At 31.3% G+C, this 9,654-nt stretch carries 8 protein-coding genes; all 8 read left to right on the forward strand.

All coding sequences use genetic code 11. The annotated features are described in order from the left end of the window. The first annotated feature begins 87 nt into the window (after positions 1–87). The 8 genes from ACMUOV_RS07595 to gyrB all read left to right on the forward strand — a co-directional run bounded on the left by ACMUOV_RS07595 (position 88) and on the right by gyrB (position 9,555). A complete protein-coding gene (locus tag ACMUOV_RS07595) occupies positions 88–639 on the forward strand; it encodes an NUDIX hydrolase (protein ID WP_413854532.1) in 552 nt (183 codons plus the stop codon). Then, positions 636–1,241, forward strand: coding sequence for a TatD family nuclease-associated radical SAM protein (locus ACMUOV_RS07600; protein WP_413854533.1), 606 nt, complete (start codon positions 636–638; stop codon positions 1,239–1,241). Before ACMUOV_RS07595 ends, ACMUOV_RS07600 begins: the two co-directional genes overlap by 4 nt. After that, complete coding sequence (locus ACMUOV_RS07605; RefSeq protein ID WP_413854534.1) at positions 1,228–2,055, forward strand: 3D domain-containing protein; 828 nt, start codon at positions 1,228–1,230, stop codon at positions 2,053–2,055. The genes ACMUOV_RS07600 and ACMUOV_RS07605 overlap by 14 nt, the downstream gene beginning before the upstream one ends. Positions 2,056–2,091: 36 nt before the next feature. Beyond that, the gene (locus tag ACMUOV_RS07610) at positions 2,092–3,642 is read left to right on the forward strand and encodes an MBL fold metallo-hydrolase (protein WP_413854535.1); all 1,551 of its coding nucleotides are present in this window, start codon (positions 2,092–2,094) and stop codon (positions 3,640–3,642) included. A 194-nt stretch (positions 3,643–3,836) separates the two neighbouring features. Continuing rightward, a complete protein-coding gene (dnaA, locus tag ACMUOV_RS07615; protein WP_413854536.1) occupies positions 3,837–5,189 on the forward strand; it encodes a chromosomal replication initiator protein DnaA in 1,353 nt (450 codons plus the stop codon). Between the two features lie 399 nt (positions 5,190–5,588). After that, entirely contained in the window at positions 5,589–6,704 is a 1,116-nt protein-coding gene (dnaN, locus tag ACMUOV_RS07620; protein WP_413854537.1) for a DNA polymerase III subunit beta, read from the forward strand. Between the two features lie 2 nt (positions 6,705–6,706). Beyond that, complete coding sequence (locus ACMUOV_RS07625; RefSeq protein WP_413854538.1) at positions 6,707–6,985, forward strand: DUF721 domain-containing protein; 279 nt, start codon at positions 6,707–6,709, stop codon at positions 6,983–6,985. A gap of 116 nt (positions 6,986–7,101) precedes the next feature. Then, positions 7,102–9,555, forward strand: a complete 2,454-nt coding sequence (gene gyrB, locus ACMUOV_RS07630) for a DNA topoisomerase (ATP-hydrolyzing) subunit B (protein WP_413854539.1) — start codon at positions 7,102–7,104, stop codon at positions 9,553–9,555. The last annotated feature ends 99 nt before the right edge of the window (positions 9,556–9,654 follow it).

The raw sequence follows: 9,654 nt of genomic DNA on the forward strand, positions 1-9,654 counted from the left end.
ACTCAAATAAAACAGGAATATCCTAATATGTTATGTGAAGAAGTTATACATAAAGATAATTTGGTAATTATAAAATAGGAAAACAAAATGAAATTAAAAGAAAAAGCATATAAAAAAAATACCGTATATAAAGGCAAAGCCGTTGATTTTTGCAACGATACCGTAATATTACCCAACAATAAAAAAGCGACAAGGGAATACATTGACCATCCCGGTGCCGTTGCTGTAGTTCCTTTTGTAAATAAAACCGATATTATTTTTGTTAAACAATTTAGATATCCCGTAAATGAAATAACCTATGAAATACCCGCCGGCAAACTTGATAAAAAAGAATCTTTGTTAAAATGTGCAAAAAGAGAATTGGAAGAAGAAACAGGTTATAAAACCAAAAATATAAAAAAATTAATTTCTTTTTGGCCGACTCCGGCTTTTTCAAATGAAGAACTTTATATCTATACCGCAACAAATTTAATACCGGGCAAAAGTCATCCTGACAGTGATGAGTTTGTGAATACCGTTATAATACCGTTTAAAAAAGCATTGCAAATGATTTATAACGGCAAAATAAAAGATTCAAAAACAATCATTGCCTTAACCGTTTTAGCTTCATCAATTAAAAATTCGGAGATAATAAAATGAATTCTTATTCTTATGAATATGCCGGGAATTTATATCTTAATATAACAAACCGTTGTATGATGGCATGCCCTTATTGTATAAAAAATAAATGGGCAGGAAAATTCAGAGGCAATTCTTTAAAACTTGATAAAGAACCTACCGTGCAGGAAGTAATGGATTCAATGGGCGATATCACAAAATACAATGAAATTATTTTCTGCGGTTACGGTGATGCTTTAATAAGGTTACCTGAAGTAATAGAAATTTCAAAGCTGATAAAACAACAAGGTAAAAGAATTAGAATTAATACGGCGGGGCTTGCAAACAGATATTATAATAAAAATATTTTACCGCAATTAAAAGGTTTGGCGGATGTTATATCAATAAGTCTTAACGGAACAAACCCCAAAGAACACAACGAAATAAACAGGCCTATGTTTAAGGAAGAATCTTTTGATGAAATTATAAAATTTGCAAAAGAAGCAAAAAAATATATTCCGCTTGTAGTTATTACCGCCGTTGAACTGCCGGGGCTTGATGTTTCAAAAGTAGCACAAATTGCAAAACAGGCGGGAGTTTCATTCAGAGCAAGACCTTACCTTGACGAGTATGAAAGCAATTGATATTAAAACTTTTATCAGAATTGTTTATTTACTTATAATAATATGGTGTTTGATTTTATTTTTTATTTCCAAAACCGATAAAAAAGTTTTCATATTCGTAGACAATAAAGTTATTATAACCGATTATGTTAAAGATAAAATTTTAGCCGATATTTTAACCGACCGGGATATAACTTTAAATCCGGAAGATATTGTTTCCGACAGTTTAAATAAACCGGTTTTACCCGGACAAAAAATAAATATAACAAGGGTTACCGTTAAAAAAGGTAAAGAAAAAATAGAAACGGAATTCAGACCGTTATGGAAAAAAATTTATAAAAAAAATTTAAGAAAAGTTGAACTGCAAAAAGGAATAGTAAAAACAATAGATAGGGATTATACTCACTTTTTTTATAACGGAAAATTTGACAGAGCGGTTTTTGACAGGGAAAGGATAATTTCGAAAACTTTTTACAGATTGTTACTTTTAACCGATGATAATAAAATAGAAAAAATTTACGATTTATCGAAAGCAAAAAGAATGAAAATGGTAGCAACGGCATATTATCCCGGTGACCCGCTTGCATGGAAAGACGGCACTGTAACTTTTTTGGGACGAAAAATGCAAAGGGGCATAATTGCGGTTGACCCGAAAGTAATACCTTTGAAAACAAGACTTTATGTTTCCGGTTACGGTTACGGATATGCCGGTGATACAGGTTCTGCAATTAAAGGCAACAGAATAGATTTGGGTGTAAACAATGCCGAAGAAGAAAAATCGTGGATGTTTAGAGAAGTAACCGTTTATATTCTTGAAAAATCCGACACTTATTAGTAAAATTTAATTTTAATTTAAGTACAAATATAAACAATGAAACAACGAATTATAATTTTTTTTATCTTATTATTTTTTGCAAATTCATTGTATGCACAAGTTACGGTTGAATATTTCGGCGGTGCCGAAAGAGTTTCCGGTTCATGTGCTTTATTACAAACAGATGAAACCTCCGTAATAATCGACTGCGGTACTTTTTATGAAGAAAATAAATTACCTGCTGATAATAAAACTGTCGATAAACAACTTATAAATGCCGAGTATCTTATTTTAACACATGCACATGTTGACCATAGCGGAAGGATTCCGTTATTGGTAAGTAAAGGTTTTAACGGAAAAATTTATTTGACAAAAGCAACAAAAGATATTCTTCTTGAATTATTTTCCAAAGGTTGGAATTATGATGATGTAGAACAAAATTATTTTTGGTCTAAAAAACAAAGAACCAATTGTCAAAAAAAACATCAGGGGACAACGACACTGCATTGGTATAAAACTTGTTTAAATGCAATTTCAAATACGGAAACTTCAAATAATAAAGAAACGTTATCGGATTTAAATAAAAGATATAACATTAATTTTAAATTGTGTAAAAAATGTTTAAAAAAACAATTGGATTTATTTATAAAACAATTAAAAACCGTTGATTATAATCAAGAAATAAAACTTTCAAAAAACACTTCTTTTTATTTAGTTGATGCGGGGCATATTCCGGGTTCCGCAAGTGTTTTTATCAAAGTAAAAGATAATTATTTGAAAAAAATTTTATTTTCCGGAGACCTTGGTAATAATTATTCAAGATTACTTAACAAAAAACCGTCAGCTCCGGAAGCGGATTTTATTTTTATGGAAAATACTTACGGTGCAACCGACAGAAAAACATCTCAAAAAGATTATGATATTTTTCAGGCGGAAATTTATAAAGCTTTATCTCATAATGAAATTGTTTGGATTCCCGCATTATCTCTTAACAGAACTCAAAAAATTTTATTTGAATTAAAATTGGCACAAAATAAAGGTTTAATTCCGGAAGATGTTCCTGTTTTCAGTTTATCCCCCACTTCCAACGATATAACAAATTTATATGAAAAAGAAATTAAAAATCCTTCGGCTCAAAAATGGTTCAACCCTGAAATTTATAAACAAGGCAGTTTATTACCCAAAAATTACATATTAAAAAAACAAAAAATTTACCCTAAACCTTCAATTATAATTTCGGCAAGCGGTATGATGGATAAAGGCATTTCAAACTCACTTATAAAACATTTATTACCCATGAGAGATGTTAATGTTTTTTTGGTAAGTTATGCAAGCCCGCAAACACCTGCCGGTAAGTTAAAAAAGAATGCCAAAAAAATAGGTAAAATTCCGGTTAACGCAACCGTTAAAAGTTTCGATATATTTTCCGATCATCCCGATATTTATGATAGAGTCTCCTGGCTTACACCGGCAAATAAAAATTCAAAAATATTTTTAGTTCATGGTGACAAAGTTAATTACGTACCAACAAAAACTTTTTTAAACGGTAAAGGTTTTAAAGATGTTTTTGAAATGCCGGCAAATAAAAAACTTATTTTGGATAACTAAATATTTTTTAACATACATCTATATGTTTTTTTGAAATTACGGCTTAATTTTTTCTTGACTATTTTACACCAATTTTATATACTGTTTGTTGACGATATTTTGTTATTTTTTTACAGCCCTTTCATCATGTTTTAAATTCAATAAAAATATAACAAAAAATTTTTATCCACACTTGTGGATAACTTGGGGATAATATGAATAAGTCCATTGAAGATATATGGAAAGAAATTGTGGATAACTTATGTTCAGCATTAGGGCAGGAAGTTGTCAATTTGTGGATAAAACCGCTTAATCCCGTTTCTTTTGAAAACAATATTTTTACTGTATCGGTTCCTAATGTGTTTTTTTCACAGTGGCTTGAAAAAAACCATCATAAAGAAATAGAAGAAATGTTGGCTAAAATCTATTCAACACAGGTTACTTTGGCCTATAAAATTCAACGGGATATTTCTCCCATAGTTAGAACTATAGAAAAAACACCTGTTCACAGTAATACTCCTATGCCTTCGGTAATTAAAGACCAAATAAATCCGAAATTTACTTTTGAAAGGTTTGTTGTGGGAAGTTCAAACCGTTTTGCAACCGCATCGGCTGAAGCAGTTGCAAAAAACCCGGGCAAACAATTTAACCCTTTATTTATTTATGGCGGTGTGGGGCTCGGTAAAACACATTTATTGCATGCAATAGGAAATTCTTTAAAAAAAGGTTTTCCTAATTTTAGAATATTATATGTTACGTGTGAAAAATTTGCTTCCGATTTTATTGAAGCAATAAGGTTTCAAGATAAAATGCCCGTATTTAAAAATAAATACAGAAATCTTGATTGCCTTTTAATTGATGATATTCAATTTCTTGTAGGTAAAGACAGTTCTCAGGAAGAATTTTTTAATTTATTCAATACATTAAAAGATAACGGTAAACAGATAGTTATAGCTTCGGACAGACCGCAGGATAAACTTGAGGTGGAAGAAAGATTGATGTCAAGGTTCAAATGGGGTAATACCGTCGATATACAAAAACCTGATTTGGAAACAAGAATTGCCATTTTAAGAAAAAAAGCCGAAGAAGAACAGTTTTCTGTTCCCGACGATATAGTGTTATTTATAGCAAAAAAGATAAAATCAAACATAAGGGAACTTGAAGGAAGTCTTTTAAGAGTGACTTCTTTTATAAAATTTACGAATACTCCTTTTACTTTAGATACCGTTAAAACCATATTAAAAGATGTGGGTGACCCCGATGAAACTATAACTGTTACCATAGATAAAATACAGGAAACTGTGGCAAACGAATATAATTTAACGGTAAAAGATTTAAAAGGTAAAAAAAGAAGTGCACAAATAGCATTACCTCGTCAAATTGCAATGTATTTGGCAAGAACAATGATAGTTGATATTTCAACTACCGATATCGGTGATGCTTTCGGCGGAAGAGACCATACAACGGTTATGCATGCTTGTAATAAAATAAAGTTAAAATTGGAATCAGATGCTTATTTTGTAGCTCTTATAAATAAAATTATTAAAGAAATTAAAACAGAAGATTAATTACAAAACAATTTTTAATGTAGAATATATAATTTATAATGTCGGTAAAATTCACAAAGCAAATTTTTTATAAGTAATAGAAAAAACACAATAATTATACATTATATATTGTAAATTATACATTAATTAAATGTTGATAACTTTTATATAATTTTTCAATTTAGCGTAAAACTTTAAAACTTGTTAATTAGTATAATAACTTATAAAAGTTATCAACAGATTATTTACAAATTAAATATATAAAAAATATATAATTATCAAGTATTTTTTTAATTTTTAAAAAGTTATACAATTTATACATAGTATTACTGTTAAATTTATTAAATTATTTAAAAATTTTTAATAAAAGAAATGCCGAACAACTTTATTTTGGTGTTTCTTAAAAGATTTGGAGGGAAAATGAAAGTAATATGTTCAAAAGATGAATTAATAAAAGGTATGCAGATGGTTCAACCTGTAGTATCAAACAAAGTAACACTTCCGGTTCTTTCCAATTTTCTTTTTGAAACAGAAGGTAATAAAGTAAAATTATCGGCAACCGATTTGGAAATAGGAATAAATTGTTATATTAAAGCCGAAATACAAAAAGAAGGTGCCGTTACAATACCTACAAAAAGATTTACGGATATTATAAAAGAATTACCTGACGGTAATATAGAAATAAAATCCGATGATACAAACCAAATAAATATAAAATCCGCCAAGTCAAAGTTTATATTAATGGGTATAGATAAAAAAGAATATCCTTCATTGCCTGATTTTCCAAAAGAAAATAATATAAAAATAAAAACAAAAACATTAGCGGATATGTTTAAGAAAACAATATTTTCGGTTTCTAAAGATGAGCAAAGATATGTTTTAAACGGTGTTTATTTAATAGCCGATAACGGTGTTTTAAAAGCTGTTTCAACCGACGGAAGAAGGTTATCTTATATTTCTTTAGACGGTATAGATAAAAAATTATCTCAAAAAGCAATAATTCCTACAAAAGCGGTAGCGGATATTTTAAGGTTACTTGCTTTAAACGACCAAATAGAAGAAGTAACTGTCGGTTTGTCCGATAACCAAGTGGCAGTTCAAGCCGGAGATATAACATTTTTATCTAACTTGATAGAGGGAACATTCCCTAATTACGAACAGGTTATCCCTAAAAAAATGACATCAAAAATAAAATTAAAAGTAGCAGATACTATTTCTGCCGTAAAACAAATGGCACTTTTAACGGACAACAAATTGGTATCGGATAAATCATCATCGGTAAAATTTACTTTTGAAGATAATAAACTTTATATATCGGCAAATACCGCAGGGCTCGGTTCGGGAGAAACCGAACTTGATGTGCAATATTCAGGCAGTAAATTTGATATAAATTTTAACCCTACATATATAAAAGAAGTATTACAAAATACCGATGATGATAATGTAATATTTTCTTATACTACATCACAAAATCCTGTGGTGTTGGTTCCGGAAAAAAATGAAAAGTATATTTGTGTTGTTATGCCTATGAGATAATTATGGATAAAGATTTTGAACATATCTCTTCCGTAGTGAATCAATTAAAAAAAGAATTGGGCTTAGATGATAATTATTATGTTTTAATTTCCGTTTGGGAAAAAGAGGTGGGTAATAATAAGGTGGAGTTAAACGGTTTTAAAAACGGAACCGTTTTTACAAGAACGGAATCTGCAGTTTATTTGCATGATTTTAATTTAAGAAAAAAGCAATTGATAAAAAGGTTAAACCAATATTTCGGTAAAACGATAGTAAAAAATATTAAATGCGAAATAAAATAACTAAAATTTGACAAATATATATTTGTATTATATAATAAAATAAACTATCAGCTTATCTGCTGAAAAACACAAAGTGTTTTGGCTCAGCTTATCAGCTATAAATACGGGGGCGTTTAATGACTAACGAAGAACAGAATAAAGCTGCATCAAGTTATGATGCTTCAAAAATTCAAGTTTTGGAAGGGCTTGAAGCGGTTAGAAAAAGACCTGCAATGTATATCGGTTCAACTTCCGAGCAGGGCTTACATCATTTGGTTTATGAAGTTGTAGATAATTCCATAGATGAAGTTTTGGCAGGTTATTGTAAAAATATAGATGTAACTATTCATCCGGATAATTCAATAACCGTTTTGGATGATGGCAGAGGTATTCCTGTTGATCCGCATCCGAAATACAAAAATAAGTCCGCACTTGAAGTTGTTATGACGGTATTGCATGCCGGCGGGAAATTCGATAAAAATTCTTACAAAGTTTCCGGAGGTCTTCACGGTGTAGGTGTATCTTGTGTAAATGCACTTTCAACAAAACTTGTAGTTGAAGTTTTCAGAAACGGTAACATTTACAAACAGGAATATTCAAAAGGTAAACCGCAAGGTCCGCTTGAAGTTGTAGGTAAAACCGAAGACAGAGGAACAAAAGTTTCCTTTTGGCCCGACCCGGAAATTTTTACCGTTACAACTTATTCTTTTGATACTTTGGTTAAAAGGTTAAGAGAGCTTGCATTTTTAAATGCCGGAACAAACATTACCATTATAGACGAAAGGCAGGATAAAGAATATACATTCCATTATGAAGGCGGTATAAAAACTTTCGTTACTTATTTGAATACGAATAAACAGGTAATAAATAAAGAACCTATTTATTTTGCAAAAACAAAAGATAATGTTGATGTTGAAGTTGCAATGCAATATAACGATTCTTACAACGAACAAATTTTTACATTTGTAAACAACATTAATACCATTGAAGGCGGAACACATTTAAGCGGTTTCAGGTCTGCTTTAACAAGGGTGGTTAACGACTATATTAAGAAAAACGAACTTTCAAAAACAAAAAATTTAACATTGTCCGGTGATGATGTCCGTGAAGGTTTAACTGCAATAATATCCGTTAAAGTGCCTAATCCGCAATTTGAAGGACAAACAAAAACGAAGTTGGGCAACTCCGAAGTTGAAGGTATAGTAAAATCGCTCGTCGGTGATGCACTTACGATATTTTTGGAAGAAAACCCCGGCATAGCAGGGCAAATTTTGGAAAAAGCAATTAATGCCGCGGAAGCAAGAGAAGCCGCAAGAAAAGCAAGGGAACTTACAAGAAGAAAAGGTGCACTTGACTCTGCCGCACTTCCGGGTAAACTTGCCGACTGTTCCGAAAAAGACCCGCAAAAAACCGAACTTTTTATAGTGGAAGGAAATTCCGCAGGAGGTTCGGCAAAACAGGGCAGAAACAGAGCATTTCAGGCAATACTTCCTTTAAGGGGTAAAATTTTAAATGTGGAAAAATCAAGACTTACAAAAATGTTAAGCAACGAAGAAATAAAAACCATGATAACCGCAATCGGTGCGGGTATCGGTAAGGAAGAAGGCGATTTTAACATTGATAAAGTTCGTTATCATAAAGTTGTTATTATGACCGATGCCGATGTCGACGGTGCACATATAAGAACACTTCTTTTAACTTTCTTTTACAGGCAAATGCCGCAACTTATAGACAACGGTTATGTTTATATTGCACAACCGCCGTTATATAAAGTTAAAAAAGGCAAAAAAGAAATGTATTTACAAACCGAAGGCGAGCTTGATAAATTTTTATTTAAGCAGGGGCTTGACGGGCAAAGTTTAATTTTATTAAAAGACGGGCAGCAAATCGGTGATACGATAGAGCAAAAAGAATTGACACAAATTGTAAATTCAATAGCCGAACTTGATAACTTAATAATAAAAATTACAAAAAAAGGTTTAACCTGGAACGAATATTTAAAGTTCAGACAGGAAGGCAAAATGCCGTTATTCAGAGTTATCGACCAAGGTAATGTTCGTTTTATTTATTCGGATAAAGAATGGAAGGAATTTAAAGCCGAACTTGCCGAAAGAAAAAAACAAATGCAACAACAAAACGGAGAGCTTCCCGTTGACGGTTTAACGGATGATGTTTTGCCGGAATATAAAGAATTGTGGGAGCTTCCCAGAATAGAAATTTTGGCAAAAAAACTTGAAGATAAAGGTTTTCATTTGCACCATTACGGGACAACACATATTAAACCGGTATATCGTTTGAAAAACGGTAACGATGTGCATGATTTAAGTTCAACAAATCAATTGATAGAAAAAATAAGGGAACTCGGCAGAAAAGGTGCAACAATTCAAAGATACAAAGGTTTGGGAGAAATGAACCCCGAACAGCTTTGGGAAACAACAATGGACCCTGCAAGAAGAAAAATGTTGCAGGTTAAACTTGAAGATGCAATAGAAACAGACAGAATTTTCACAACGCTTATGGGTGATAAAGTTGAACCGAGACGTGCATTTATTCAAGCCCATTCGTTGGATGTAACAAATTTGGATATTTAAAAAATACAGTTCTTTTAAAAATTCTCTTTTTCGCACTCAGTGTCGCCATTCGTTTGAAATTTTTAAAGCCGTGCGACAACTTGAATTTTCCTAACATCT

It is taken from the genome of Candidatus Ruminimicrobium bovinum (assembly GCF_902760015.1).
Lineage (GTDB): Bacteria > Elusimicrobiota > Endomicrobiia > Endomicrobiales > Endomicrobiaceae > Ruminimicrobium > Ruminimicrobium bovinum.

Coding starts and splice junctions, on each gene's coding strand:
- ACMUOV_RS07625 (WP_413854538.1), top strand. CDS start 6,707: ATGGATAAAGATTTTGAACATATCTCTTCCGTAGTGAATCAATTAAAA.
- ACMUOV_RS07600 (WP_413854533.1), top strand. CDS start 636: ATGAATTCTTATTCTTATGAATATGCCGGGAATTTATATCTTAATATA.
- dnaN (WP_413854537.1), top strand. CDS start 5,589: ATGAAAGTAATATGTTCAAAAGATGAATTAATAAAAGGTATGCAGATG.
- ACMUOV_RS07610 (WP_413854535.1), top strand. CDS start 2,092: ATGAAACAACGAATTATAATTTTTTTTATCTTATTATTTTTTGCAAAT.
- ACMUOV_RS07605 (WP_413854534.1), top strand. CDS start 1,228: ATGAAAGCAATTGATATTAAAACTTTTATCAGAATTGTTTATTTACTT.
- ACMUOV_RS07595 (WP_413854532.1), top strand. CDS start 88: ATGAAATTAAAAGAAAAAGCATATAAAAAAAATACCGTATATAAAGGC.
- gyrB (WP_413854539.1), top strand. CDS start 7,102: ATGACTAACGAAGAACAGAATAAAGCTGCATCAAGTTATGATGCTTCA.
- dnaA (WP_413854536.1), top strand. CDS start 3,837: ATGAATAAGTCCATTGAAGATATATGGAAAGAAATTGTGGATAACTTA.